The organism is Pseudomonas sp. XP2, assembly GCF_053557975.1.
Genome location: NZ_JBNRIK010000004.1, coordinates 39,525 through 66,145 on the forward strand (window position 1 = coordinate 39,525; position 26,621 = coordinate 66,145).

26 protein-coding genes and 1 pseudogene are annotated in these 26,621 nt (G+C 58.2%); 11 read left to right on the forward strand and 16 right to left on the reverse strand.

Translation table 11 applies throughout. The features are described from left to right. Positions 1–61: 61 nt before the first annotated feature. Complete coding sequence (locus ACK1VC_RS06390) at positions 62–814, reverse strand: anti-sigma factor family protein (RefSeq protein WP_102689218.1); 753 nt, start codon at positions 812–814, stop codon at positions 62–64. Further along, positions 811–1,332, reverse strand: coding sequence for a sigma-70 family RNA polymerase sigma factor (locus tag ACK1VC_RS06395; RefSeq protein ID WP_024717967.1), 522 nt, complete (start codon positions 1,330–1,332; stop codon positions 811–813). The genes ACK1VC_RS06390 and ACK1VC_RS06395 overlap by 4 nt, the downstream gene beginning before the upstream one ends. Positions 1,333–1,455: 123 nt before the next feature. On the opposite strand from ACK1VC_RS06395, the gene ACK1VC_RS06400 reads away from it, so the two are divergent. The 5 genes from ACK1VC_RS06400 to ACK1VC_RS06420 all read left to right on the forward strand — a co-directional run bounded on the left by ACK1VC_RS06400 (position 1,456) and on the right by ACK1VC_RS06420 (position 5,257). Further along, positions 1,456–2,508: a catalase family peroxidase gene (locus ACK1VC_RS06400; protein WP_102689217.1), complete on the forward strand. Its 1,053-nt coding sequence runs from the start codon at positions 1,456–1,458 to the stop codon at positions 2,506–2,508. Then, positions 2,505–3,038 (forward strand): cytochrome b, encoded by a 534-nt coding sequence (locus ACK1VC_RS06405; RefSeq protein ID WP_016486531.1) that lies wholly within the window; start codon positions 2,505–2,507, stop codon positions 3,036–3,038. Before ACK1VC_RS06400 ends, ACK1VC_RS06405 begins: the two co-directional genes overlap by 4 nt. A gap of 84 nt (positions 3,039–3,122) precedes the next feature. Continuing rightward, positions 3,123–4,328 (forward strand): MFS transporter, encoded by a 1,206-nt coding sequence (locus ACK1VC_RS06410; protein WP_191087655.1) that lies wholly within the window; start codon positions 3,123–3,125, stop codon positions 4,326–4,328. A gap of 81 nt (positions 4,329–4,409) precedes the next feature. Beyond that, the gene (locus ACK1VC_RS06415) at positions 4,410–4,955 is read left to right on the forward strand and encodes a cupin domain-containing protein (RefSeq protein WP_016486529.1); all 546 of its coding nucleotides are present in this window, start codon (positions 4,410–4,412) and stop codon (positions 4,953–4,955) included. Between the two features lie 2 nt (positions 4,956–4,957). Next, a complete protein-coding gene (locus tag ACK1VC_RS06420) occupies positions 4,958–5,257 on the forward strand; it encodes a DUF7693 family protein (protein ID WP_224372508.1) in 300 nt (99 codons plus the stop codon). On the opposite strand, the gene ACK1VC_RS06425 is transcribed toward ACK1VC_RS06420, so the two are convergent. Beyond that, entirely contained in the window at positions 5,230–5,844 is a 615-nt protein-coding gene (locus tag ACK1VC_RS06425) for a 2-hydroxychromene-2-carboxylate isomerase (protein ID WP_191087654.1), read from the reverse strand. The two genes, ACK1VC_RS06420 and ACK1VC_RS06425, sit on opposite strands and share 28 nt — an antisense overlap. A gap of 29 nt (positions 5,845–5,873) precedes the next feature. Then, a pseudogene (locus ACK1VC_RS06430) lies at positions 5,874–6,605 on the reverse strand (SDR family oxidoreductase). A gap of 89 nt (positions 6,606–6,694) precedes the next feature. Between ACK1VC_RS06430 and ACK1VC_RS06435 the strand changes: the two are divergent. Together ACK1VC_RS06435 and ACK1VC_RS06440 are read left to right on the forward strand one after the other, a co-directional pair. Further along, the gene (locus ACK1VC_RS06435; RefSeq protein WP_016486525.1) at positions 6,695–7,258 is read left to right on the forward strand and encodes a TetR/AcrR family transcriptional regulator; all 564 of its coding nucleotides are present in this window, start codon (positions 6,695–6,697) and stop codon (positions 7,256–7,258) included. Continuing rightward, positions 7,245–7,838 carry an eCIS core domain-containing protein gene (locus tag ACK1VC_RS06440; protein ID WP_016486524.1) on the forward strand — a complete coding sequence of 198 codons (594 nt, stop codon included), beginning with the start codon at positions 7,245–7,247 and terminating at the stop codon, positions 7,836–7,838. The genes ACK1VC_RS06435 and ACK1VC_RS06440 overlap by 14 nt, the downstream gene beginning before the upstream one ends. 63 nt (positions 7,839–7,901) lie before the next feature. Here ACK1VC_RS06440 and ACK1VC_RS06445 read toward each other — a convergent pair whose 3' ends face one another. Further along, complete coding sequence (locus ACK1VC_RS06445; protein ID WP_031312499.1) at positions 7,902–8,894, reverse strand: bile acid:sodium symporter family protein; 993 nt, start codon at positions 8,892–8,894, stop codon at positions 7,902–7,904. A 119-nt stretch (positions 8,895–9,013) separates the two neighbouring features. On the opposite strand from ACK1VC_RS06445, the gene ampC reads away from it, so the two are divergent. Beyond that, positions 9,014–10,156 (forward strand): class C beta-lactamase, encoded by a 1,143-nt coding sequence (gene ampC, locus ACK1VC_RS06450; protein WP_016486522.1) that lies wholly within the window; start codon positions 9,014–9,016, stop codon positions 10,154–10,156. A 300-nt stretch (positions 10,157–10,456) separates the two neighbouring features. Next, entirely contained in the window at positions 10,457–10,789 is a 333-nt protein-coding gene (locus ACK1VC_RS06455) for a hypothetical protein (RefSeq protein ID WP_016486521.1), read from the forward strand. A gap of 46 nt (positions 10,790–10,835) precedes the next feature. Here ACK1VC_RS06455 and ACK1VC_RS06460 read toward each other — a convergent pair whose 3' ends face one another. The 6 genes from ACK1VC_RS06460 to ACK1VC_RS06485 all read right to left on the reverse strand — a co-directional run bounded on the left by ACK1VC_RS06460 (position 10,836) and on the right by ACK1VC_RS06485 (position 14,947). Next, positions 10,836–11,147: a hypothetical protein gene (locus ACK1VC_RS06460; protein WP_016486520.1), complete on the reverse strand. Its 312-nt coding sequence runs from the start codon at positions 11,145–11,147 to the stop codon at positions 10,836–10,838. Between the two features lie 142 nt (positions 11,148–11,289). Next, complete coding sequence (locus ACK1VC_RS06465; protein ID WP_003253897.1) at positions 11,290–11,478, reverse strand: hypothetical protein; 189 nt, start codon at positions 11,476–11,478, stop codon at positions 11,290–11,292. A gap of 138 nt (positions 11,479–11,616) precedes the next feature. Continuing rightward, positions 11,617–11,937 carry a YbjQ family protein gene (locus ACK1VC_RS06470; protein WP_016486519.1) on the reverse strand — a complete coding sequence of 107 codons (321 nt, stop codon included), beginning with the start codon at positions 11,935–11,937 and terminating at the stop codon, positions 11,617–11,619. A gap of 69 nt (positions 11,938–12,006) precedes the next feature. Then, positions 12,007–12,891: an O-acetylserine/cysteine exporter gene (locus ACK1VC_RS06475; RefSeq protein WP_016486518.1), complete on the reverse strand. Its 885-nt coding sequence runs from the start codon at positions 12,889–12,891 to the stop codon at positions 12,007–12,009. 223 nt (positions 12,892–13,114) lie between these two features. After that, a complete protein-coding gene (locus ACK1VC_RS06480; RefSeq protein WP_016486517.1) occupies positions 13,115–13,870 on the reverse strand; it encodes a class II aldolase/adducin family protein in 756 nt (251 codons plus the stop codon). A gap of 33 nt (positions 13,871–13,903) precedes the next feature. Next, positions 13,904–14,947 (reverse strand): ABC transporter substrate-binding protein, encoded by a 1,044-nt coding sequence (locus tag ACK1VC_RS06485; RefSeq protein ID WP_191087653.1) that lies wholly within the window; start codon positions 14,945–14,947, stop codon positions 13,904–13,906. Positions 14,948–15,126: 179 nt separating this feature from the next. On the opposite strand from ACK1VC_RS06485, the gene ACK1VC_RS06490 reads away from it, so the two are divergent. Both ACK1VC_RS06490 and ACK1VC_RS06495 read left to right on the forward strand, forming a co-directional pair. After that, a complete protein-coding gene (locus tag ACK1VC_RS06490) occupies positions 15,127–17,079 on the forward strand; it encodes an oxidoreductase (RefSeq protein ID WP_191087652.1) in 1,953 nt (650 codons plus the stop codon). A gap of 39 nt (positions 17,080–17,118) precedes the next feature. Further along, positions 17,119–17,718, forward strand: a complete 600-nt coding sequence (locus tag ACK1VC_RS06495) for a helix-turn-helix domain-containing protein (RefSeq protein WP_016486514.1) — start codon at positions 17,119–17,121, stop codon at positions 17,716–17,718. Positions 17,719–17,771: 53 nt separating this feature from the next. Here the strand turns inward: ACK1VC_RS06495 and ACK1VC_RS06500 are convergent, their stop codons facing one another. From ACK1VC_RS06500 to ACK1VC_RS06520, 5 genes are all read right to left on the reverse strand, one after another. Then, complete coding sequence (locus tag ACK1VC_RS06500; RefSeq protein WP_023049322.1) at positions 17,772–18,383, reverse strand: FMN-dependent NADH-azoreductase; 612 nt, start codon at positions 18,381–18,383, stop codon at positions 17,772–17,774. A gap of 1,156 nt (positions 18,384–19,539) precedes the next feature. Continuing rightward, entirely contained in the window at positions 19,540–20,925 is a 1,386-nt protein-coding gene (locus ACK1VC_RS06505; protein ID WP_191087651.1) for a tyrosine-type recombinase/integrase, read from the reverse strand. Further along, positions 20,926–21,426 (reverse strand): hypothetical protein, encoded by a 501-nt coding sequence (locus ACK1VC_RS06510; protein WP_191087650.1) that lies wholly within the window; start codon positions 21,424–21,426, stop codon positions 20,926–20,928. It abuts the gene before it with no gap. Beyond that, positions 21,426–23,705 (reverse strand): hypothetical protein, encoded by a 2,280-nt coding sequence (locus ACK1VC_RS06515; RefSeq protein ID WP_449117882.1) that lies wholly within the window; start codon positions 23,703–23,705, stop codon positions 21,426–21,428. Before ACK1VC_RS06515 ends, ACK1VC_RS06510 begins: the two co-directional genes overlap by 1 nt. Continuing rightward, complete coding sequence (locus ACK1VC_RS06520; protein WP_191087648.1) at positions 23,702–25,972, reverse strand: hypothetical protein; 2,271 nt, start codon at positions 25,970–25,972, stop codon at positions 23,702–23,704. The genes ACK1VC_RS06515 and ACK1VC_RS06520 overlap by 4 nt, the downstream gene beginning before the upstream one ends. Positions 25,973–26,621: the final 649 nt, after the last annotated feature.

Sequence of the window (26,621 nt, forward strand, 5' to 3'; positions counted from 1 at the left end):
GACCGAGCGCCGCGCGGGCGGCGCTCGATCGCACAGGCGCTGAAATTGTTATGGCGAGCACTCACAACCCCAACCGCAACGCCTCCCCCACCCCGGCCCCACGCGCATCGTCCGCCGCGCTGACCAAGGCGAAGTTGTAAGCCCCATGCGACCAGTACCGCGCCTCCAGCTGGCCATCAACCCGCTGCCCGTCTGGCATGCGCCGATAAAGCTCGCCCGGTGAGCGCAGGAACAGGCTGATGCGCTGGCCCTTGCCATCTTCAAACACCAGCAGCGCCGCCGGCCCCTGCTCGTTGCTGAGCAAGCGCGCCCCCACCGGTTTGAAGCCATAGCCCGCCAGGTCCGGCAATTGCCCAACGCGGCTGAAATGCCGCCCCAACCAGTCGTGCAACTGCCCTGGATCACTGGCCTGGATATCCAGCGCCTCGCTGGCGGCAAACAACCGGTGCGCCTGGACAGCATCGGCCATGGGCTGGTCGGCTCGTGCCAGGGACGCATCGCGCACCTGCCAGCCGCCCAGCCCTCCGACGCCCAATGCCAGCACGACCACCGCCGCGGTGGCCCAGCGCCGCTGCCGACGCTGGCGCAATTGCCGACGCAACTGCCCAAGGTCCAGCTGCGCCGCCCCGGGCAGTTCGCCAAACCCGGCCAGCGCCGTACGCAACCGGCGGGCATCGGCGCGCCAGCCCTCCACCCGTGCCGCAGCCTGCGGGTTGGCCGCCAGCCAGGCCTGCACTTCGGCCCGGCGCGCAGGCGCCAGGCGCTCATCGACGTAAGCGTGCAATTCGTCTTCGCTGGGGATCAGACGCGTCATTTCAGTCTCCGCAAGGCCGGGGGCTGAGGGTTGCCCTCGGTCAGTTCGCGCAAGGCACTGCGGGCGCGCGACAGGCGCGACATCACAGTGCCGATGGGGATGCCCAAGGCCTGGGCAGCTTCCTTGTAACTCAAGCCTTCGATGCTGATAAGCAGCAACAAGGCGCGCTGTTCGGCCGTCAGCCGGGCAAATGCCTGCAAGTCGGCCTGGGCCAGGACAATCGCCTCAAGGTTGGCCCCGAGCGGCTCCTCCTCGCTCTCGGCACGGCCGAACCACGACAGCCAGCGCGCATGCAGGCGGTCGCGACGCTTACCGTCAAGGAAAAGCCGATAGAGGATGGTAAACAGCCAAGCCCGCAGCGCCTCGGCATCGCGTTGCTGGTCACGTCGGCTCAGGGCCCGCTCGACCGTGGCCTGCACCAGGTCATCGGCGCTGCCCGGCTCGCGGGTCAGCCACACGGCAAAACGGCGCAGGCGGGCCAGCAGCTCGCGCCACTGGTGGTCGTCCAGATCATGCATGGCAAAGTCCCGGCCTTTGAAGTAGTCATTGTAAAGGCAGACGCCCACCAGGAAATTCTATTCCCGTCGATGGAATAAATTTTTCCCTGCCCCGTCGTACTGGCACATTCACCAAACCGGACGATGACCATGAACTCACCTTTGCACGGCCCGGCGAAAGCCTTGCGCCTGGCTGCCATCGGCGCCGTGATGCTGGCCGCAGGTGCCGGCTTTGCCTATGCCGCCGGCTGGCTTGGCGAAACCCGGCTGACACCACAGCGCATCATTGACACCTTCGAGGCCCAAGCCGGGCACTACCCAGGCTACCGCAAGAACCACGCCAAGGGCCTGTGTGTCAGTGGCTACTTCCAGGCCAGCGGGCAGGCCGCCAACCTGTCCACGGCGCGCGTATTCAGCCAGGCGAGTGTCCCGGTGATCGGCCGCTTCGCCATTGGTGGCGCCAACCCGTATGCCCCGGACACAAGCATACCCGTACGCAGCCTGGCCATTCAGCTGAGCACCGACGACGGGCAGGTCTGGCGCACCGGCATGAACACCCCGCCTGTGCTGGCGATAAGCACCCCGCAAGGGTTCTACGAGCAAGTACTGGCGAGTACGCCAGACCCGGCCACCGGCAAACCGAACCCCGCCAGCATGCAGGCGTTCTTCGCAGCCCACCCGGAAAGCGCAGCATTTCGCCAGTGGGCGGCGGGCTACAAGCCCAGCAACAGCTTCGCCAGCACCCAATACCACAGCATCAATGCCTTTCAGCTGATAGATGCAAGCGGCGCCCGCCACCCGGTGCGCTGGCAGCTTGAGCCACAAACCGCGTTTGCCGCGCTGCCCACCCAGATTGATGACAAACAGTTTCTGCAACACGACCTGCAGCAACGCCTGGCCCAGGGCCCGTTACGCTGGACGCTTCGCCTCGTGCTGGCTGAACCCGGCGATGCTGTGGACGACCCTGCCCGGCCCTGGCCTGCCGAACGGCGCAGCGTAGACGCCGGCACCCTGGTGCTGGAACAGGTCGACGCCCCCGAACAGGGGGCATGCCGCGACGTCAACTTCGACCCGTTGATCCTGCCCCGAGGCATAGAGGCATCTGCCGACCCCATCCTCGCCGCCCGTTCGGCTGCCTACTCGGAATCGTTCAACCGCCGCAGCCGTGAATCGCTCAGCACCGGAGCCCGCCCATGAAACCCGAAGCCTTCCACCCTTTCGCCCGCCTGCTGCACTGGCTGATGGCCGTGCTGATCCTGGCCATGCTGTTCATTGGCGTGAGCATGGTTGCAGACCTGTCGCTACGCCACCCTGTACTCATCGGGCTGCACAAGGCCACCGGCCTGGCACTGCTGGTGCTGGTCGTGCTGCGTATCGGGGTGCGCCTGGCCGTGCCTCACCCACCCTTGCCGCGAGACCTGCCCACCCTGCAGCGCTGGGCCGCCGGGGCATCGCACCTGCTGCTCTATGGCTTGATGCTAGCCATGCCGCTACTGGGCTGGGCAATGCTGTCAGCGGGCGACTACCCTCGCCCGCTGGGCTTGCCGGCCATCGCCCCGCACAACTTGCAACTGTATGCCGTGCTGCGCATGGCACACGGCTGGGCCGGCTACCTGCTGTTCGCCACCGTGCTGGTGCATGTGGCGGCAGCGTTGATGCACGCATGGGTGCGCCGCGACGGTGTGTTGCGTAGCATGTGGCCTGGCCCCCTGCGCCGCAGCGAATGAATTGCAATAGCCCGGGCCGTTCGACAATCGATAACAATTCTTAATAATATCGGTTTCTATTGCCTTACTGCCCTGGACTGCCCAATGAACGTCGCAAAGGATCCTGCAACCCTTAAACCTGCCAGCACCCTGGACTTGCGTCCGCTGCTGCTGGCCAACATGGCCTGTACCATGTCGATGATGGCCTTCGTCGCCCTGATCGGCCCGATTGCCCGCCAGCTCGGCATGGCCACCTGGCAGGCGGGTGCCGCCGTGACTGTGGCCGGCGTGGTGTGGGTGCTGCTGGCGCGGCCCTGGGGCCGGGCGGCAGACCGCCTGGGGCGCCGGCGCGTTCTGCTGCTGGGCACCGCCGGTTTTACTCTGGCTTATTGGCTGCTATGCCTGTTTGTGGAAGGCGCGCTGCGCTGGCTGCCGGGGGCGACCGCAGCGTTCATCGGCCTGATGGTCGCACGCGGCTGCATCGGTGTCTTCTATGCGGCTATCCCGGTAGGTTGCAATGCGCTGATCGCCGACCATGTCGAGCCGCAGCGTCGTGCTCGGGCCATGGCCTCGCTGGGGGCGGCCAACGCTGTCGGCCTGGTGGTGGGGCCGGCGATGGCGGCGCTGTTGGCCAGGCATAGTCTGAGCCTGCCTTTTCATATCATGTCGCTGCTGCCGGCCAGTGCCTTTCTCGTGCTGTTGTTCACCCTCAAGCCGCAGGCGCTGCCCCACAACCATGCCCCGAGCCCAGTGCGTTTGAACGACCCACGCCTGCGCCGGCCCCTGCTGGTAGCATTCAGCGCCATGCTCAGTGTCACCGTGTCGCAGATCATCGTCGGTTTCTTCGCCATTGACCGCCTGCACCTGGGCCCTGCAGAGGCCGCCCAGGCCGCCGGCATCGCATTGACCACGGTGGGCGTGGCATTGATGCTGTCACAGGTATTGCTGCGCAAACTGGAATGGCCGCCACTGAAAATGATCCGCACAGGCGCCACGGTCTCAGCCCTGGGCTTTGCCTGCGGCTCGCTCGCCACCACCGCACCTGCGCTATGGGGCTGCTATTTCATCGCGGCAGCGGGCATGGGCTTTGTCTTCCCGTCCTTTTCTGCGCTGGCGGCTAACGCCATGCACGCCTCCGAGCAGGGCGCCACAGCCGGTTCCATTGGTGCGGCCCAAGGCATGGGGGCGGTGATCGGCCCGCTGGCTGGCACCCTGGTTTATGCCCTTGATCCGCGCCTGCCATTCCTGGCCGTGGCCGCCCTGTTGCTGCTGGTCGGGCTATGGCCGATGCCGCGCGACCAGCGTGTCTGAGAAGCACAGCGCGCAAGCGTGCAGAGTGTGTTTTAATGCGCGTCGCTCATTATTTTTTACACCTCTGATTACAAGGCGGCTATGGACACGGGGACGCGACTCAAACTGGTGCGTGAACGCAACAACCTCTCCCAACGGGAACTGGCCCGCCGCAGCGGGCTGACCAATTCGACGATCTCGCAGATCGAGCAGAACCGCGTCAGCCCTTCGGTCAGTTCCCTGAAAAAACTGCTCGAAGGCATTCCCATGAGCCTCGCGGAGTTCTTCAGTTTCGACGAGCCGGTGCGCGAAGAACGCTTTGTCTTCCGGGGCGCCGAGCAGCCAGACCTGGGCCGCAACGGCCTGCGCATGCTGCTGGTTGGTGCCAGTGTCGAAGGCCGGCAGATGCGCATGCTGCGCGAACTGTATGCACCGGGTGCGGATTCGGGCGAGCCGATCGTGCATGCCGAGGGCGAAGAATGTGGCCTGGTCACCCGCGGCACCGTGGAGCTTTGGGTCGATGGCCAAGTCAGCGTGCTCAACTCGGGCGACGGCTACTACATCCCCACTACCCTGCCGCACAGCTTCAAAAACATCGGCCCGGACGAGGCCGAGATTATCAGCGCAAACACGCCGGCGAATTTCTGACCTTGACGCGCAGCGGTTCGCTGAACACCCGGGCCATTTACCAGAGCCTGCGTAACGCTGCACTTGGCGTGCATCACCTGCAGGTGAGTGCACGCCGCGATGGCGGCCTGGTCGATGTCGACATCCAGGGTTGGCAATTGACACTGGCCGTGGATACCGAAGGCCTTGCCCATTGCATCAGTTGCCGCTGCCCCGACGGCCATCAGGCCGGGATCGAGGAGTGGCAGCGCTACGGCACCAACCCGGTCGACCTGCTGAGCCTGTGGGAACGCACTCAGGTCGAAAAGCTGCTGGCACCCTGACTTAACGCTTCCTCGACAAAGTCCAGACGGTCCTGCCCAAAGAACATTGCCTCACCGACAAAGCAGGTCGGCGCGCCAAACACCCCGCGCTCCACTGCCACCTCGGTCGCCTGCTTGAGCGCTGCTTTTACTTCGCCGTCGGCCGCCAGCGCATGAAAAGCCTGCGGATCGAACCCTGCCTGGCTCAGTGTTTCGTCCAGAACCGCGCTATCGCTCAGGTTGCGCCGCTGCACCCACAGCCCATTGAACAGCGCCGACAGCAACGACTCCAACTGCTCCGGCGCGCGCAACTGGGTACCCATGACCCCGCGCATCAAGGTCAAGGTATTGACCGGAAACCCCAGCGGCAGCCCGAACGGTACCCCATAGCGCGCGGCAAAGCGTGCCAGGTCCGTGAACATGTAGCGCCCCTTGGCCGGGACCATGGCCGGCGAAGCATTGCCGGTAGCCTGGAAAACCCCGCCCAGCAGCATTGGCCGCAAGTGCAGCGTAGCCCCCTGGCGGGCACACAGGCCTGGCAATTGAGTCCAGGCCAGGTAGCTGGCCGGGCTGCCCAGGTCAAAAAAGAAATCGACAGTCTTGTTCATGGTGACAGTCCTTGCTTGGTGATAGGGGCTTACCAGCGTTCCATCCAGGGGCGCAGGTCCAGTTCGAAAGTCCAGGCGTCTCGTGGCTGGGCGTGCAGGAACCAGTAGCTGTCGGCAATGTGCGCCGGGTCGAGGATGCCATCCTGGTCCTTGAGGGCATAGCGCTCGGGAAAGCTGTCGCGGATGAAAGCGGTGTCGATGGCACCGTCCACCACTACGTGCGCGACATGGATATTCCGCGGCCCCAGCTCACGTGCCATGCTCTGGGCCAGAGCGCGCAAGCCATGCTTTGCCCCGGCGAAAGCCGCGAAACCCGCCGCACCGCGGGTGCCTGCAGTGGCGCCGGTGAACAGGATCGTGCCGCGCTCACGCCGGACCATGCGCCGGGCAACCGCTTGCGCCGTGAGAAAACCGGCAAAGCAGGCCATTTCCCAGATCTTGAAGTACTTGCGCGGGGTTTCCTCGAGAATACTGCAGGGCACATTGGCGCCGATATTGAAGACAAACACGTCGATCGGGCCGATATCACGCTCGATAGTCTCGACCAACGCCGCCACCTCCTGCTCTTTGCGCGCATCGGAGCCAAAGCCGTGGGCCTAGCCGCCAGCGGCACGTATTTCCTCCAGCAGCGGTTGCAGCTTGTCAGCCTGACGCCGCGTGACGCAGGCAATGTAGCCCTCACGGGCAAAGCGCTTGGCAATCTCGCCACCCGTGGCATCGCCCGCACCGATCACCAACACGACTTTTTGTTGTTCTGGCATGCCTGCCTCCATTGGTAAATGATCGTTTAGTAAACGAACGCTATGTTATGATCACCGTCATCGTCAAGCCCGCCTGCAGAGGCAATTGAATGCGTTACTCCAACGAACACAAGCAGCAGACCCGTGAACGGTTGCTGAGCAGCAGCGGCGCGCTGGCCAAACGCGGGGGCTTTGCCAGTACCGGGGTGGCCGGGCTGATGAAGGCGATCGGCCTGACCGGCGGCGCCTTTTACAATCACTTCCCCTCCAAGGACGACCTGTTTACCGAGGTGGTGCGCCAGGAGCTGCGCAACAGCCCGCTGGCCCGCCTGGCCAACCAGGGCGCCAGCCGCGAACGCCTGGGCCGCTGTCTGCAGCAGTACCTGAGCCTGGCCCACCTGCACAATCCCGAAAACGGCTGCCCGCTCCCGCCGCTGGGTGTGGAAATCGCCCGGGCCGCAACGCCGGTGCGCGAAGAGGCTGAGCACTGGCTGGTCGAACTGCACCAGGCCTGGAGCGCGACATTGGAGGATGATCAACTGGCCTGGGTGCTGATCAGCCAATGCGTGGGTGCGTTGATGATCGGGCGCATGCTGGCCACTGAAGGGGTGCAATCGCAGGTGCTGGATGCAAGCCGCCAGTTTGTCGAAAAGGCCCTGCATGAAGCGGATTAGCCTGCTGCTGGGCCTGACGCTGACGGTGCCCGCGCTTGCCGAACAAGCGTGCCCGCCCGGGCAATACCAAGTGTGCCTGATGGGCTGTTTTTGTGCGCCGATTGACCCGGGGCAAGCCGGCCAGATTCTCAAGGATGTGGAGGTGATGGCCTCGTCCAGCCTGACGTTCGCCTTGCGCCAGGCCAGGGATGAGGCCACCGCCAGCGGCGTCGAGCCGATCCCGCTGCATATCCGTGCGCAACTCGAACCCTGGTACGACTTTGCCGTGCTCGATGCGGCGCGCTTCCGGGTGGGTGACGAACAGCAGATGAGCGCAGCCAACGCGTTACTGCAGAACCCCGATGTAAACGCCGTGACGCTGATCGACACGATCATCTTCCGCCGGGCCGGCGACGCCGAGGACAACGTGGCCCTGTGGGCTCACGAGCTCAAGCATGTGCAGCAGTATCAGGCGCTGGGGGTGGAGGAATTTGCCCGGCGCTATACGCGCAACTATGACGACCTCGAAGCGCCGGCCTACAAGATCGAGGCCGAGGTCGGCAAGGCTTTGCGCGAACGCGCTTCAGGCCAAGCCAGGTAGAAATGGGCTGCTTTGCAGCCCATCGCGATACAAGGCCGCTCCGGTAGCGGACTGCGCATGCGCTCAGGACGCCGCCGAAGCCTCTTCGGCGCCCTGCTCACGGCTGGCATAACGTTGCGCCAGCACCGCACAGACCATCAGCTGGATCTGGTGGAACAGCATAAGCGGCAGGATCATCGCACCAATACCGCTGCCCACGAACAACACTTGAGCCATGGGCACACCGGTAGCCAGGCTTTTCTTGGAGCCGGCAAACAAGATGGTGATGCGGTCTTCGAGATTGAAGCCCAATGCCTTGCCAAGCACACGGGTACCAAATAGCACCACCGCCAGCAAAATCCCGCACACGGCGAACAACCCGGCCAGGTGCTGCGGCGATACCGTGTGCCACAAGCCGGTGACCACGGCTTCGCTGAAAGCGGTGTACACCACCAGCAGGATCGAGCCCTGGTCCACCACCTTGAGCCAACGCGCATTGCGCTTGACCCAGGCGCCGATCCAGCGCCGCGCAACCTGCCCGGCAACGAACGGCACCAGCAGTTGCAGGGTGATCTTCAGCACGGCATCCAGGCCAGAACCGGTGTCACCACTGGCGCCCAGCAACATCATCACCAGCAAGGGGGTCAGGAAGATACCCAGCAGGCTTGAGGCCGCCGCGCTGCAAATGGCTGCTGGCACGTTACCGCGGGCCAGCGAGGTAAAGGCGATGGCCGACTGCACCGTGGCCGGCAAGGCACACAGGTAGAGCACGCCCAGGTACAACTCGTTGCCCACCAGTGGCAGGAACACAGGCTTTAGCGCCAGGCCAAGCAGCGGGAACATCACGAACGTACAAGAAAACACCAGCAGGTGCAGGCGCCAGTGCCCGGCGCCGGCAATGATTGCCTCGCGCGACAGCTTGGCACCATGCAGGAAGAACAGCAGGCCGATGGCCAGGTTGGTCAGCCAGCCAAAATACACCGCACCATCGCCCGAGCAAGGCAGGACGGTGGCGATCAGAACCACCCCAAGCAAAGCCAGGGTGAAATTGTCGAATAACATCCGCAAATACTTCATCACAGTGTCCGTCTTGTCATTGTGCAAGGGCAGACGATAAGGTCTACGGCTTTCCGCCGCTAACGCCGGAACCCCCATCGGTATCGCTCAACGGACACGCTCCGCAAAAGGACCCGCTCATGCCCCTCTGCCGCCCGGCCGCGCTTGCAGCCGTCATCACACTCATTCTGGGCCACACCGCCGCCCAGGCCGACGACCAATTGCAGGCCAAGGTCGACCAGATCATCCGCCCGTTGATGCAGGCGCAGGGAATCAGCGGCATGGCCGTGGCGATCTACGCACGCGACCACGCGCACTACTTCAGCTATGGCGTGGCCAGCAAGGCCGACAATGTGCCTGTAAGCCGAGACACGCTGTTCGAGATCGGTTCGCTGAGCAAGACCTACACCGCCACCCTGGCCGCGCTGGCCAGCGCCGAGGGCAAGCTGGACCTTGAAGCCCCGGCCAAGCACTATCATCCGGCACTGGCCGGGGCGCCCATCGGCGACGCGACGGTGCTGGAACTGGGTGCCTACAGTGCCGACTGCCTGCCCTTGCAGTTCCCCGATGCGGTGCAGACACCGCAACAGGTCGTCGATTTCTTCCGCCACTGGCAACCCCGTGCCAAACCCGGCACCCAGCGCTGCTACTCGAACCCCAGCCTTGGCCTGTTCGGTGACCTGGCCGCACGGGCACAGCATCAACCGTTTTCTACGCTGATGTCCGAGGGGCTGCTGGCAAAAATGGGCCTCAAAAACACCTATCTGCAGGTCCCGGCCAGTGCTCAGGGGCTTTATGCTCAAGGTTACGACGACGCCGACAAACCGGTGCGCGTCGGCCCCGGCCCGTATGCCGACGAAGCCTACGGCATCAAGACCAGCGCCAGCGATTTGCTGCAGTACGTGCGGCTGCACATGCAGCCCCAGGGCCTGCCACCGGCACTGGCTAAAGCAACCGCCATCACCCAGCAGGGCTACTTCCAGGTCGGCACCATGACCCAAGGCCTGGGCTGGGAGCGTTATCCCTACCCCGTCACGCTGGGCACCCTGGTAGATGGCAACAGCGCGCGGCTGATCCGTGAACCGCAGCCAACCAAGCGCTTGCAACCCGCCCTGCCCCAACTGCCGGCCGCCTGGTACAACAAAACCGGTGCAACTAGCGGTTTCGGCGCTTACGCCGCATTTGTGCCCAGTGAACAGCTGGCAATAGTGTTGCTGGCCAATCGAAATTACCCGAACGAAGCCAGGGTTCGTGCAGCCTTCGAGATACTGTCCGGGCTGTAGTGGAAACGGCGATTGTCGAACAAAAAGACAGAAATGTAGTGAGTAAAAATATTCACTACAAAATGATTGACGCCGCTCATCGCCCTTGTGCATGATGAAGCCGTCTCCCTGATCGGGAGCGGTGGCAAGGGTGTTCCAGACGGCTTGCGCGGTAACGCAGGCCGTCCGTGGAGAGGGAACTGTCCAAAAGGCAGCGTGAGAAAGCCCCTGTTGCGATGCTGCTGTAGCAGCGTTGGTAGTGCGCTACACCGTGGTAGCGCCAACTGTGAAAATCACCTACGAATGGGTAATGGGGGCTTTATGATGAACTTGAACAACAATCCGACTATCGACCAACTGGCGCAGCTGTTCGCTGTACGCAAGGACAGCCTTGACGACCACCTGCTGTGGGTTAGCCAAACCGGTGAGGTGCGGCTCGACCGCCTGCCACCGAATACGATCGAAGATGAATTCGAAGAGCACCTGCCCAGCATGCGTGCCCGCTTCAAGGTCTACCGCCGTGGCCAGGGCTACGTCGGCAAGAAGGCCGCCGCCGATACCGAATTCGTCGGCCGCGTGCTGCAGACCCTGCAACAAGAATGGCCCGCCGCCCGTGAGCGGCAGGCAGTCAAGGTGATCGAACCGCTCAACTGAGGGTTCTCACCTTTATCTGAGCCCGGCCCGCATAGGCCGGGCTTTTTCATGCCTGGCGCCGTCGGCAACGGCTTTGCGGCAATGGCAGGGCACCGGTAGCCATCGCACGGGCACGGTCCACACCCCACACCAAGGCACGGGTCATGGTCTCCCCGGGCCGCGCAGGGTAGTACTCCTCCAGCATTGCCCGCCCATCGGCTCCATACAGCCCTAAAAACAGCTGAGTCGCCCCCAGACGTGACAAGCGCACCTGCACATCCAGCGTTGTGCCGTCACTGAGAGCTTCGTTGTGGCTGCGGCTGTGCAACTGGGCGTCGGCCCACTGCCAATACGTCTGTTCCCTGACTCGCATGAGCATTCGATCCTCCGTCGCTGGAATGCCACGACAGAAGACCACAACCCTGGCCAGCCGGCGAGCGCTACCCGGCAATGCCATGAGCCGGATCAACAAAGCGCAATAAAAACCCCGCCATTGGGCGGGGTTATGTACTGGGGCGGGGTCACTTCTTCAGCGGAACCCGCGGCATGAAGCGGCCTTTTTTACTGCGCTGCAGGTGTGCAGGCTGTAGCTGTTCGGAATCATCCAGCGTCATGTGGGCGAACCCGAGGCGGAAGGCCGCCTGGCCGCAACGCACTTGGCTGTTGATCGGGAACGCATCATTCAGGTCTTCGAAAAAGGATTCGCTCATGCCCTGTCTCCCTCCAGTGGCAGTCGCGCCGGCAACCAGAAAAGTCGCCCAGAAAACGCGGCCTGTAAAAAAGAGACTAGCCGGTCATTTGCGGACCACCCGGACAATCGCACGACAGCCGACCAGTGGCAGACCGCTCTACTTCAACCGCACCGCGGTGCCGGTGGCAAATACCACGACCATGCCGCCCTGCACCGACGGCATGCTAATTTCGAAATCCACACCCACTACCGCATCGGCTCGCAACTGATGTGCCCGCGCCTTGAGCTCCTCGGTCGCCTGCTCACGCGCCTCACGCAGGGCGCTTTCCAGCGTTTGCGAGCGGCCGCCGAAAAAGTCGCGAAAACGCGCAAAGAAATCGCGCACGAAGTTGATGCCCTGCACCGATTCGGAGCTGACGACGCCCAAGTATTCGGCAATCGGGCGACCTTCGAGCTGGCTGGTCGTGGTAATGATCATGAAAGCGCTCCGCTGACCTGGATAAAGAGGCCGATTCTAACAGAGCGCCAAGCAGCATATTTGTGCGGCTTACGCGGTGACCGCCCGCAACCTTTGCCCGATACGCGCGCCGAATACGTTCACCAGCAACCCCGCCATTACCAGCAAGGCACCCCAGCCCTGGATTGCGGTCAGCCGTTCGCCCAGCAACAACGCCGACGAGCTCAAACCAATCACGGGTACCAGCAGCGAGAACGGTGCCACCTTGCCGGCCGGGTGGCGCGACAGCAGTTTGCTCCACAGGCTGTAACCAAGCATGGTGGCGACGAAGGCCAGGTACACCAGTGCCAGCACCGAGCTCCAGCTGATATTGGCCAGGGCATGGCCAATGCGCTCAGGCCCTTCCAGCCACCAGGACAACGCCAGGAACGGCAGTGGCGGTATCAGCCCGCCCCAGATCACCAATGCCACCAGGTCAACCGAGCCGAAACGCCGGGTAATGATGTTGCCCATGCCCCACATGGCACCACCGCACAAGGTCAGCACCAACGCCAGCAGCGGTACATGGCCACCATCTTCGCTACCAATCAACGCCAGGCCGCTGGCTGCTATCAGCAGCCCCAACACACTGGCCAGGCGCAGCCGTTCACCCAAAAACAGTGCCGCGAACCCCAGCGTAAAGAAAGCCTGTGACTGCAGGATCAGCGAGGCCAAGCCCGGCGGCATGCCGCTGTACATGGCCTGGAACAGGAACGCGAACTGGCCCAGCGAAATCGTCGCACCATAGGCAATCAGCCAACGCCAAGGCAGTTTCGGCCGCTTGACCAGCAAGATTGCCGGAAACGCCACCAACAGGAAGCGCAGCGCCCCCAGCAACATCGGCGGCAAGCCGTCGAGGCCAACCTTGATGACCACGAAGTTGACTCCCCAGGCGACAATCACCACCAGGGCAATGAGCAGGTCCTTGAGCGGCATTGCGACTTCCTTCTACAGGCTTTGTGGACATATTTCGTTACAGCATAAGGCTATTCCTCAAAAGCGGACCAGCACAGTTACCCGCCGTCGTTGCGCAACAGTGACTGTTACTGGCCCCCAGTACGGGGCCAACCACAGGAGAACACATGTACTCCCGCCGTGACCTCGCAGGCGTTCCAGTGCCGGGCCTGACACACCCCTGCCAAATCAGCGGGTCGCAGCCTCAATCCTGATAACCTGGCGCCACCTTTTCCAGCATTCGCAACAACGCTGCCCACGCCAGCTGCAGCGCATCCGGGTCGGCCAGCTCACCCTGTTTCAACCCCCGCTCCGGCTCATTGAACTGCCGTTCGGTATGCACGCACACTGCGGCCGGCGGCAGTATCAGTTGACCGGCACTCTGCGCTGCCAACTGGATCTCACAGGCCTTCTCCAGGTAGAACATGCGCAAGAATGCTTCGGCCACGCTGCGCCCTGTAGCAAGCAGGCCATGGTTACGCAGGATCATCACCGGCTTGTCGCCGAGGTCGGCAACCAACCGCTGCTGTTCGTCCATATCCAGTGCGATACCTTCGTAGGAGTGGTAAGCCACCCGGCCGTAAAACTCCATGGACATCTGGTTGACCGGCAACAGGCCGCACTCCAGCGCGGCTACCGCGCAACCCGCGCGGGTGTGAGTGTGCAGCACGCACTGGGCGTCATCACGAGCGGCATGAATAGCACTGTGAATGACGAAGCCGGCCGGGTTGACCGGGTGTGGCGAAGGTTGCACTGGCCTTCCCTGCAAGTCGATCTTTACCAGGCTGGAGGCAGTAATCTCTTCGAACAGCAGCCCGTACGGGTTGATCAGGAAGTGATGCTCCGGCCCGGGCAGGCGCAAGGAAATGTGGGTGAAGATCAGGTCGCTCATGCGAAAGTGCGCGATCAGCCGATAGCAGGCAGCCAGTTCCCGGCGCAAGCGCTGTTCCGTTGCGATCATGGTGGTTATCTCTATAGATGAGGAGGCTTGAAACTACTTGCTCGCCCAGGCATTGAAGCGTTGTTCCAGCTCTTCGCCATGGTCGACCCAGAATTCCACATTCATCGCCAGTGCCCCTTGCAAGTTCTGCGGCGAAGTGGGCACCCAACTGGCCAGGGCCGGGTCAAGCCTGACGGCTGCCTGGGTGTTGGTCGGCCCATAGGGAATCTGCTGCACATACCGCACCTGGGTATCCGGCTGATTGGCATAGGCAATCAGCCGCTTGGCCTGGTCGACATGCCGCGAGCCTTTGATGATTGCCCAGTAGTCCATGCCATACAGGCTTCCAGGCCAGACCACGGCCAACGGGCTGCCTTGCTGCGCCGCCACGGCGATGCGCCCGCTGTAGGTCGAAGTCATTACCACATCACCTGCAGCCAGCCACTGCGCAGGTTGGGCGCCGGCGTCCCACCACTGGATATAGGGCTTGAGTTCGCTGAGCTTGGCGAATGCACGGTCAACCCCGGCCGGCGTCGACAGCACCTGATAGACGTCCTCTACCTTGACCCCATCGGCCAGCAGGGCAAACTCCAGGTTATACACCGCACGTTTGCGCAAGCCGCGCTTGCCTGGGTACTTGTTCACGTCCCAGAAGTCGGCCCACGAGGCCGGTGCCTGCGCCAGCTTGTTGCGGTCGTAGGCGATAGCCACGCTCCACACCAGCGCAGCCGAGCCGCAATCCTGCGCCGCGTCGGGTATGAGCTCGGCGGCATGGCCCAAGCGCTGCCAGTCGAGGTGTTCGTAGATACCTTCCTCACAGCCACGCATCAAGTCCGGCCCCTCGATCTGCACCACATCCCAATCGACGTTGCCGGTGTCGGCCATCACCTGGATCCGCGCCATTTCGCCGTTGTATTCGCTCTGTATCAGCTTGCTGCCATCCTGGGCACTGAAGGGCTTGAAGATTGCCTCGTCCTGAGCCTTCTGGCCGGCGCCGCCATAGCCCACCACGACCATCTGCGGCGCAGCTTGCGCAGTGCCCAGGCCAACGGCCAGCAACGTTGCCCAAAGGCCAGCAACACGTGCAATTGTCTGCATCTAAGTTTCCTCCTGCCGGTGCCCCCAAGGGCCCGTTTTTCTTGTTGTTGTGAGGTCACGCCCTCGCGCTGAGGGTGATGAAAACCTAGTCGCGCACCAGTAAAAAAACAAGTTGATTTTTTACTGGAGCTACACTTTCATACACAAAACAAGAACAACACCGCACCGGAGCCGCCTGTATGCAGACCGCCTTCCCTCACCTGTTTGAAGCGTTGCAGATCCGCGGCAAGCGCTTGAAGAACCGCATCATGTCCACCGGCCACGATACCTGCCTGCCCACCGACAACCTGGTCAACGACAAGCTGATCGCCTACCAGCGCGACCGTGCAGCCGGTGGCGTCGGCCTGATCGTGCTGCAGGTTGCGGGGGTGCATGACAGCGCCCGCTACACCTCGCATGTGCTGATGGCCACCGACGATGCCTGCATCGACGGCTATCGACAGCTGGCCGAAGCCTGCCATGCACACGGCACCGTGGTGCTGTCGCAACTGTTTCACCCCGGCCGGGAGATCATGGAATCGGCAGACGGCCTGCTAGCGGTTGCCTACTCTGCGTCCTCGGTGCCCAACGAACGCTTCCGGGTGATGCCGCGCGCACTGGACCAGCCGATGATCGACGAAATTGTCCAGGGCTACGCCTGTGCGGCCCGGCGTCTGCACCAGGCTGGGCTGGACGGCGTCGAAGTGGTGGCAAGCCATGGCTACCTGCCCGCACAGTTCATGAACCCGCGGGTGAACCTGCGCAGCGACGGCTACAACGGCGATCTGGAACAGCGCCTGAGGTTTCTGCGTGAGGTGCTGGCCGCCGTGCGCGCCGCCACCGACGAGCAGTTCATCATCGGCCTGCGCATCAGCGCCGACGAGCGCGACAGCCAAGGGCTGAGCGAGGACGAGTCGCTGGCCGCAGCCATTGCCCTGCAGGGCCAACTCGACTACCTGCACATCGTCGCCGGCACATCGGCGTCCTTGGGCGGCGCCGTGCACATAGTCCCGCCCATGGCCATCGAGCCAGCCTATCTGGCCAGAGAAGCCGGCACCTTCAAGCAACAGCTGGCCATACCCCTGTTTGTTACCGGGCGCATCAACCAGCCCCAGGAAGCTGAACTGATCCTGGCACGCGGCCAGGCCGATGTTTGCGGCATGACCCGCGCACTGATCTGCGACCCGCTGATGCCGAGCAAGACCGAACGCGGCCAGGTCGAAGATGTACGCGCCTGTATCGCCTGCAACCAGGCCTGCATCGGTCACTTCCATCGCGGCTTGGCCATCTCCTGCATCCAGCGGCCAGAAACCGGCCGTGAATTGCAGTATGGGCAGCTGACGCCTACCACAACGCCCAAGCGCATTCTCGTCGCCGGTGGCGGCCCCGCCGGCATGAAGGCTGCCGCCGTGGCCGCCGCCCGCGGCCACCACGTAACGCTGTACGAGGCCGGCCCACAGCTCGGTGGCCAGGTGCTGCTGGCCCAATTGCTACCGCGGCGCAGCGAGTTCGGCGGGGCCAGTACCAATCTGCAACGGGAAATGGCCCTTGCCGGTGTCGAAGTCGTGCGCAACACCCGGGTGGACCGCGCCCTGGTCGAACGCGAACACCCCGACCTGGTCATTGCCGCTACCGGTGCCACCCACTACTGGCCGGCGTTCGAGCGCAGCGGCGAGCTGCAGGTGGTGGACGCCTGGCAAGTACTGCGTAACGAAGTGAAGCTGGGGCGTTCGGTGCTGGTGATGGACTGGCGCTGCGACTGGATCGGCCCTGGCATCGCCGAACGCCTGGTACGCGAGGGGCACCAGGTGCAGTTGGCCGTCAACGGTACCCATTGCGGCGAGAACCTGCCGCTTTACGTGCGTGACCAGCTCGCCGGCGAACTGCATCGCCTGGGCATCCCTGTCACCCCTTACGCGCGCTTGTACGGCAGCGACGACAACACGGTGTACCTGGAGCACACCGCCAGCGGCGAACCCATGATCTTCGAAGGCATCGACACGCTGGTGCTGTGCATGGGCCATCAGCCGCAAGACAGCCTGGCCAGCGAGCTGGCCGGTCTGGTAGAAGTGCGGCGCATTGGCGACTGCCTGGCACCACGTACCGCCGAAGAAGCGATTCACGACGGCCTGACGGTTGCCTGGTCGCTCTGAGGCTGTACATACTGCGGCTTTTGCGATGGACCGACGTGCATGAGCCAACTCCCCCTGCCCCCCGCCAGCGAAGCCGGAGGCGCCGCGCCGCAGTTTCTGGGCACACGCATCCGCGGCCTGCGCAAGCGCCGCGGCATGACCTTGGCGGAGCTGGCTGCGCACAGTGAGCTGACCGCCGGCTACATCAGCCAGTTGGAGCGCAACCTCTCCTACCCGTCAATCCCGGCACTGTTCAACATCGCCCGCAGCCTGGGCGTGACCATCCAGTGGTTCTTCGCCAGCGAGGCCACCCCTGCGCCCGAGGACCAGGGCTATGTCGTGCGGCGCAACAGCCGCCTGAGCGTGCACTATGAAGATGGCATCGTCGATCAGTTGCTCACCCCCCAGCCCAACCGCCAGCTTGAGATCCTGCACTCGCGCTTCCCCCCGGGCACCTACAGCCAGCAAAGCTACAGCCATGAGGGCGAAGAAGCCGGCTACATCCTGAGCGGCAGCTTCGAGCTGTGGGTGGGCGAACGCCATTTTCAGCTGGGTGAAGGCGACAGTTTCAGCTTCTCCAGCCAGGAGCCGCACCGCTACGGCAACCCCGGTGAGGTGGATGCCGTGGTGATCTGGGTGATCACACCGCCAACATTCTGAAGCACGCCTGACGGTTGCTCCCCCAATGTTCACGCTGGCGGTTACGGACTGGCTCAGGCAGCAGCAAACAGCGCGTTGGCAATCTGCGCCTGTGCAGCATCAATTGCTTGTGTGCGGTGCTCCGGGCCATAAGCCAGGCCATGGGCGCGAACGATTTCCAGGTCGGTGACACCGATAAAGCCCAGGAACACTTTCAGGAAGTCTTCATGCCCGGCGCCGCTCGGCTGGCCAGCGTGCAGGCCACCGGCAGTGGACACCAGTACCACTTTCTTGTTGCCGCACAGGCCTTCCGGGCCCGCTTCGGTGTAGCGGAAGGTCTTGCCGGCAACGGCAACGCGGTCGATCCAGGCCTTGAGCTGGGTCGGTACGGTGAAGTTGTACATCGGCGCACCAATCACCACAGCATCGGCGGCCAGGAATTCTTCCAGGGTTTGCGCGCTCAGCTTGGCCTCGAAGGCCTGGGCTGCATCGCGCATGTCCTCAGGGGTACCTGCGGCTACCAAGGTCGCGGCAGAGAAGTGTGCAATGGCGTCGGCGGCCAGGTCGCGGTACAGCACCTCCACGCTTGGGTCAGCGGCTTTCCAGGCTTCGACCACTTCACGGCTCAGCTGGCGGGAGGCGGAATTGTCGCCCAGGATGCTCGAATCGATGTGCAACAGTTTCATGGGACTCTCCTGTGATTGAAGACCGCAGCGTTGGGCGATCACGATGGAGAGAATCCTACAGATATGAGTAATGGGTGATAAGGCGGCAAATATGCGCTAGTTTGTCCCACAGATGGAACAGTGAGACATTCTCATGCAAGACCTCAACGTTTTCCTAGACGAACCACTTAACCCCCCGATTTTGATCAAAACCCTACCCTCTTCAACATTGAGCTCCAGTGCTTTGAGCGCGTAACTGACATCAATCTCGCAGCCTACTCAGGGGGTAGATAACGCAATAACCGAGATAATCGACCTAACTCACTGCTCCTGAACCTCTCTCAAAATCGCCCTACCCCAATCCCCTCCCTGCCACTTATCCATCAATACTCTCCACCGCATTCAGACCAGCCAACCTACCGGCACGAGGCTTCTGACCCCGGGCTTTGTAAACCAAAGATCTGCGGCGCCGTATTTCGAGCTTTAGAGGATAAGCCTGCCGGAGCTGCATCTGAACCATTGATCGCTGGGCCCGACCCCGTGCGTTGATGCTCACCATGCGAACCAGCTTCGCTTGCTGATTGTGGTCATAGCTGAGGGAATGGAGGCTGGGTCTCCGGAGCGGCTAGCCCTTCGCCTGCATCCTGCCCTTCTCATTTTCCACGCCGTGCTTACCTTTCGGGATGGCGACCATACGCCCATCCCTCCCCTGAAGGCCATGTCCACCTGGAGGTATGCCGACCATGCGTCCATCTCTCCCTTGAAGGCCGTGACCACCCTTGGGAATCGCAACCATCCTTCCATCTCGACCCTCAAGGCCATGACCGCCCGGCCTGATCCCAACCATGCGTCCATCGCGCCCTTGGAGACCATGGCCACCTTTGGGGATAGCCACCATTCTCCCGTCGCGACCTTCCAGTCCATGGCATCCATCTGGGATCGTGACTTCTACTCCATCTCTTCCCTTGAGGTTCATCGTTCTTTCCTTCGTCAGGCTTCTCGTCTGGCTCGATAATGCCATGACGGCTGAGCGCGGTACAAAGGGGCCAGGAGCGCGCCCTGAGTACAGACTTAGCTCCCGGTGGGCCCTGACAGCCATTGGTGCAGCATTCGCCTCCAAGGCGTGAGTCTGATCTTCTCCGGAGATCTTTTACAGGCGAGCAGCCCACCAGCTTGGTCAATGCTTACCCCGGGTGCGAAGGAAGTCCTTCACGGCCTTGTTCGTCCGCTCCGCTTGTTCTTGCGCAGAGATCAGCCCCGCTTGCCAGTCCTCGTAATACTCTTCGAGCAATGCATCCAGGGCTTTCACAGAGGCCTCAACGAACACCCCTTCTACTACCTTCTCCATCCGGGCCAATTCGTTGAACGCAAGATGAATGTAGCGATCCAGGCTCTCCGTAAGCTTGTGCCCTGACCATTGCTGAAGCACCCTTTTGATTACTTCAGAATTGGCAAGAGCCCGGCGCATCACATCAGTATTTTGAAGATCGTACTGAATAATGAGTTCTTTAAATTTGTCCGTAATGAAACGATGACGAAACATATGGGGGTGAGAACGCACCTCAAGACCGGCAAGCTTTTTAAGGTCGCCAATTTCATTCGTCAGTGTATTTATGGAGAGCGGCTGACAACTTTTTATACAAATAAAAAGAAAGCCATGATCATCAAATTTTTTCTTATGCCTAGCACACCAATCGTCAACCATAGGTATCCGAAAGTCTGTTATGTAGTCGACCCAGGACTTAAGAACTACGTGCGGTACAGGCACAAATCGATACTCATTATGCCCTTTAGCGGACGGCACACGCAGTAATGGATGACTCAAACCTGATCGGTATGCCTCCATAATATCCGGCACAGTGATGCGAGCGGCCTCTATACGCCTGCACCCAGTATTTATCAGCACCGAAATAATTATCTTGGATCTCGCGCCTTTCTTTAATGGCTGCTTCCTGGCAGCGACCCTCAACGCTTTTATTGAACTGTCAGTAACAGGCTCTCTGCGCCCGTCTTCTGAGGAAACAGGAAAAGAGTGATGATACCAAGCGATTCGACGACAGGTCGATTTGTGCTTACTTCGCATGGCGGCATCTACTTTAACTCCACGAATGACTCCGCCAAGTGCCACAAAATCCGGCAAGTCAAAAAATTCACCGCAGTAAGATAAGAAATCTAAGCAGCGCGAGCCAATAGATCGTACCATACTGGGTTGACGAGCTAATTCACCGTGCTCATCGACATCTGCGCTTAATCCCTTTATAAACATCGTAAAATAAGTATCAGTCAGCCGCAGGAAACTAAGTCGGTTTTTCTCTACAAACCTAATCAAATGGCTGAGCAGCATGCAATCTTGCCTGAGTGAGCCACCTTTATTGGTCAGGGACTTTTTCTCATTGACCCACATATGTAGAATGTACGAGTTCACCTCAAAGCAATATTGTCCGTTAGTCCAATAAAAACATGGAATGCCCTCAGCATCCTCCCCTATATCGGCGTCATAAGTCAATCCGGCGTTCAGCTTGGCTCCGGGAGGAAGTGGGCGATGCAACTGTGAGTCAGTCATTTATTTCCTCCTTTTCTGCAGCATCTGATTGATTCTGCTTATTTCAAGTTCGTAATAGGCTTTCCTATCAATCAAGTCCAGATCAACCAAGTGATTGCAGAGACTTTTCATTTCGCTGATCACAAGACTCAATTGCTGCAAATCTCGATCTTGAGACGCTATAATTTTTTGAAGGCTAGCCTTCTTCTCCTGCAAATCCCTGCGAGAGTTAGCGACACGTGGCCTAGGACGTCGACTGAGGGCTTTTTCGGCCTTAATCCTTAAGGCTTCAACCCCTGTAAAGCCCTCCCCTAGAGTGCAAGCCAGTGCCTTGAAAGTATTAAGGCTACATCCGACAATACCTCGCTCCTCGTTGCAATATGCAGCCAGTTTCACTTGAGTTTTGACAGCTTCCCGCAGAGGGTCATCTTGTGAAAATTCGGAAGGTATATTTGCTGCTTGGGTCAGCAGTTCAATTAGCTGAACAACTGAGGCTTTGGTGGCCCTACGCTTGCCATCCATCAATGATTTACCCTCACCATCAGATGGATATCGGCCTGCACACCATTGCTGGTCATCAGGCATGCACGTGTAGGAACAAGGTCAATCAGTTTCGAAGCTACAAGATGCTTAAGGTTTGAGTAAATTTCGGAATCAGATAACTTGGCCAACTCCTCGGCACTGGGTGCATCCTCACATGCAGCAGCTTTCTCCAAAATCATGCGCAATTCAGGGATGGTCTTAATACTCAGATCGTGAAGCTCATGCATCTTACACAATGCATACTTGACAGTGTTAAGGTGTTCAATACTCGAATCCTTAGCTAGCACGGCTTTCGCAAGGGCTTCCGTCTTCACACTTTGAAGCATAGCACCTGGCGTAATCTCCACTATATATGTGTAAAGATGCTGAATATCACTGTGCCCCAAAAATGCACGGAGAGCATCGAGGTCTTTGAAGCCAGCAGCCGCAAAGAAAGCCATAGCAAAGAAGCGCCTCAACTGATGCTGCCTGACATAGAAGCGTGCTACTTGCCCGCTTTCCAATACGACCGTGGGTGTTTGAGTGAAATCACAAATAGTACTCAAACATGCATTGTAAGTTGTGGGGCACATCTGCCTAAAGCTTAAGTTATCAGGCCGAATAAAAATAAGTAGCGGAGTATTTTTTGGAATCAAATCCAGCCGAACACAATCCTGATGTACTTCCTTAAGCGTCCACAACAACTTCGCTACCAACCTAGGGATGGGTACAATCAGAAACTCCTTTGTATGACGATCACCTGTTTTTCCGGCCATGAAGCCGATTTCGTACTGTACGCATTTGTTTTCGGGAAGGTTAGGATTTTTGTTTGGCTTTAAACAATTGCCCTCCATCATTCCCAGCAACTCCCTTTGCCTTCTTGCAGTTAGCGCGCCGAGTATTATTAAATACGCCCCCATCAGCGTTACAAATGAGTCATGCAGACTTTTATCAGACCTGAAATATTCATAGTACTCCTCATCTCGCTCTGAGAACGGCGTGAGCCAACACTCGTACTTATTAGCATTCGACATCATTCCGCGCCGAATTTTGTCATTACAAGCTGATCGGTGATTCGCCTTGACATATCTGCCATGCACCTTATTATCAATGGCGCGAGCAATAACATTCCAGAATATTGCCCTCGCATTGTTTCTAATATACACGTGCGAGTCGCGAATCAACTTATATACAACCTCTCCTGGCAAGGAGCGAAAATTCCCCTCAACCTTTTTGGGAATCCTTTTATATACCGAGCGGTAAGTTAATTTGGTTAGCACCTTTAGATTAAAATTCAATCCGGGTACCAACTGTTGCGCCAAGCCCATTAGTCGCACAGCGTTAAAATGCCTACTCAGCATTTTTCTGGAAACCGGAACTGTGCTCTCGTTACGAACAGGGACAGGCGGAAACTCGGTCTTCCACGTAAAACCTTCATTTAATTCAGGAAAGGTCTTCGGCACCAGGCTTTTACCAGCTAGCGTATTTCTGTACAATATTTGTGTAAAGGTGGCTGAATTGTACTGCTTTATTCCAAGTACATTTTTGTACAAGGCATTTTCATAAATATAAGCACGCGCGCGCAATAACTCGTCATCATCTAAATCTAGTTCACGCTCCCACTCCGGTGAAACCTCATCTAGGAAGGGAAAACTTTCAGCGATCAACTCAATATCACTAGGCATGATACCGGAAGACACTTTCCTGAGAAGTACTGCAAGCCTGGCTGGATAACTGTAAAGGTAGGTGGATGCGGGATATTTCGTATGATTTATCAGGTAGTCCGTAAAGTCTACCTTCCTCATCAAGTTAAGCCCCAGCTTCGATAGCTGAAATCGCTCACCATTCATCAGTATATGATCGACAAATTTAAGGCCGCATTTAAATATTTCGGCCTCTGTTTCACCTTGCCGCCTTTGGTTATTGTTGTACCTGGGATGCAACTGCACAGCCAAGAAGGCCTTGAACCCTCTCAGCAACTGAGCATTGGCAACGTCCGTAAGCAAACTACCATCTTCTAAGCTTACGTTAAAATCCACAGACATTCTTACATAATTGCCTTCACTTCCGAATCGGCATTCCCACACATTGGATTCGAATGACGTACCTTCAACCAGCCAACTGGGGAAGTCCATTTCCAGATCGCCAAATCCTCCTTGATCTCTTAACTGCTTAAGGTACAGCCTTCGTTCGTAATAGCGCATTGAGCCAAGATCGGCTTGATCTTCTTCAAGAACATCTTCATTTTTATAATCCTTGGTTTCTTTAGAACCCTTCATGCTTCCTCCAAATATTCCAAACCAATCCATTGGTAAATATTTGCCACAAGAGGAATTGATAGTTCGATGCTGGACAAGATGTTGGCAACCTCATCAGAAATCATTTCCAGTTCACCTGTTTTGTAAAGCTCCACAGCATGCCGTGTGAACGCCGCATGTAGCTGCCATGATTCAAGCACCTGCGGCACCTCACGCCCTGCGTTCTGCAGTTGAACTATTACGTGATCAATGCAGATCATAAAAGTCGATATACCGTACTCTACCGGCAGGACGCCTTCAGCCTGTGTTTGGGAGGGATTTCGCTGATCTGCAGGAAGCCAGTTCTCCAAGGTAAGTTGAGGGGGCAATGGTTTCAATTTATGAAGGCGAATAAACTCGTTCATCTCATCGAGTGAATTCACGTCCATTACTTCCATCAAGTATCGAGTTCCTTGGAATGCCTCAAGAATCATCCCATTCTGGAAGAGCCGGATCCATCTCCCGAGATAGAACTTACGTATCGCTTTTGGCAGATACTTGTCAATGAGCTTGACGTTATAATCTGCATGCCCCAAAGCCTCTGACATGGCTTGCACGCTGTTTGTTTGAAAATAAACGATTACGGCTGCGGTGACCCTTACTCTTTTCAAGGAAATCCGTTTAAGCATCACTGACCCTTGATCACCAAATTGATCCAAAATACGCATGGCCAGCAATGATTGCCCATTTCCTTGAACAGCCATTCCTCTGATTTTTGGAATCCTTTTAGGCCGTGTTATACCTGTTGCAGTGCTTAGAAAAGTGTAGTGGTAAGCCGGATCGTTCTCGCGCTTCAAATACTCCCGTGCTTCAGCAGTCAGCTCATATATTTCAGGAAACAACTCTCGTGCCTTCGGTGTTGACCTGACCACCTGACGCGCTAGTTTCGCCCCTCTCCTGGGCTTAGAACTCACAGCACTGTTGAGTTCATCATCAAAGCCAAATCTCTGTCCGAATTTATCTGTGATACGATGGTTATTCAACCAAGAGCCCGTAATGCTAGGGCACTCAAGAATTAGAAGATAAATAAAGGGTAGCAACGTTGTGCTATCCAGCAGGCCTAGCGCATTTCTCACATAAGTTTTACTTGCACCAAAGTAATTTTCGAATTCCCGATCATCGTCAGTAAAATAGGGTCGCTGCGCCCATTTCCTGCAAAGAATAATGTACGACTGCTCTTCCTTACTGTAAGTATCACAAAAACCAGGCGAGTCTACGTCAACCTTGCTCGCTTCGATCCGGCGCCTGTGGTTGGCAAGCGTGGCTTCTCTAGCTTTCTCACAAGCAGCTCTCAGCTTCGCGGCGTCATTATTTATTTGATGATATAACTTTTGCGCAGCGTCCTCATTCTCAATATGCAAAGGAATAGCAGTAATCGCACTGACAATTCCTTTGTCTTCTCCTTGAGATTGAAACGGATTATTCCCTGCCAGTTCCACACGTTCATGAAACGTGAAGTCAAATAACTTTTTCGGCAAGAAGCCATGCGTAATAAAAACCTCTTCAACAACTAGCATCATTGCACGCCAATCACTCAAGAAAACCTTGGACTTAAATCCTTGATCTAGCCAGCGATCATATTCGATGTCAAAAGTCGTGGAAAAAAATTCGTGCATTTCTAAAGGATTTTCAAGGAGGCGCAATTCTTCGACATTCCAGAAGTGCTCAGTTACAATCCTCATTAATATCGAGATACTTCTATTTTTTGAGACCCCAGTAGTTCTCGGGAATTTTTGCATGTAGTCTCTACATCTCCGATATATCTTCTCACACAAGCCCTCACCATATTGATGGTGCACTGCCACCAGATTTATAAATATAGGCTTGTCATCGTGATATTTTACCCACCAACCCTTATAGTATTTAAGTTTTATGTAATTTTTTGGCACCCTGGAATATGCAAGCCGACATTCCTTCTCTTTTTTCGCACCACAAGTATCACGAAATCTATCAACATTGATGCCCAACAGGTGTGCAACATGTCTGACCTTAGTCAATAGCAACCAAGCATGTGTATAAACAACATCGGTCTCCACCAATAGAAAGCCCCAAAATTTAGACATTATTAGCTCGTCATCTAAGTTTTCTCGCTTCAAATTAGTAACGACCATAAACATGTCAAACAACCTTAACCCTTGATCCAAGGTGGTTCTGACTTTAGGGTCAGGAAAGAAGTTGCGAGCCTGCGCCAACTCGCTTGCTGAAAAATTAACACTTGGAAAGTATGAATAGGCGGCTGTGTTTATCATGACTAGCAACATTAATTCTTTATATTACACCTAACATTTATTATCCGGGATGGCAACTATTTTTTACCGTGCATATATATTGGCCAGCATCATAAAGGCCAGCGATTTAAATTTGAGAAATATTGATTATCCGTTCACGCCTAGGCATCTGCTGAGCATGTTTTTATGGCGCTGATTAAGCACCTGCTACGGTGGGCTCAACCACAGGTGATGGGTTTTGCCCAATTTGGGCAAAACCCAACGAGAGGGCTATCTGCTGGAGTCAGAGCAAATTCAAAAATAAACTAACCCATTGATATATATAGATATTATTGCTTCACGATTCTCTAGGTTGGCTCTGTCAGCACACTCGGTCGAGCTGCAGTGCCCTGCCTGCCCCCGTCGCCAAAGGGGTTGGGCAAGAAAGACGCTCAACTTAACGAAAATCAAATATTGACAACTTTGCGCACCAGCACTTAGATAAGTAATCGCCCCTTACAGAATCCTCCCTAACGGCAGTTCACAAGCTTTTTGGAGTCAAGATGGCTACAAAACCTTCCAACCGTGACAAATCCCAGGCTCGCACTCTTGTAGTACGGGCCTTAACTGCTGACGAGTTAAATCAGATCGCAATTGCAGCGCGCGACTCTGGCAATAAAATGGAGATGGC